The organism is Paenibacillus sp. S29 (genome assembly GCF_049319765.1).
Lineage (GTDB): Bacteria > Bacillota > Bacilli > Paenibacillales > Paenibacillaceae > Paenibacillus > Paenibacillus polymyxa_B.
The window spans coordinates 1-277 of the sequence record NZ_JBMOUI010000103.1 but is presented as its reverse complement, the minus strand read 5'-3'; the positions used below and the strand labels follow the sequence as shown (position 1 = coordinate 277).

General features: G+C 54.2%; 3 tRNA genes. All 3 read right to left on the bottom strand.

The window, feature by feature from the left end:
• Positions 1-76: transfer RNA gene (locus ACL9RM_RS26715), tRNA-Thr, on the bottom strand.
• Positions 77-89: 13 nt separating this feature from the next.
• Positions 90-166 (bottom strand) — tRNA-Asp (locus ACL9RM_RS26710).
• A gap of 27 nt (positions 167-193) precedes the next feature.
• Positions 194-267, bottom strand: a tRNA-Met gene (locus tag ACL9RM_RS26705).
• Positions 268-277: the final 10 nt, after the last annotated feature.

The following is a 277-nucleotide window of genomic DNA, read 5'->3' as shown; positions in this document are numbered from 1 at the left end:
TGGTGCCGGCGAGAGGACTTGAACCCCCAACCTACTGATTACAAGTCAGTTGCTCTACCAGTTGAGCTACACCGGCATATTAAGTTAAATGGCGGAACCGACGGGATTCGAACCCGCGATCTCCTGCGTGACAGGCAGGCATGTTGGGCCTCTACACCACGGTTCCAGAGGCAACTCTCTTAGTTGAAAGTAATTGCGGAGGCAGGATTTGAACCTGCGACCTTCGGGTTATGAGCCCGACGAGCTACCGAACTGCTCCACCCCGCGACAGTAATAA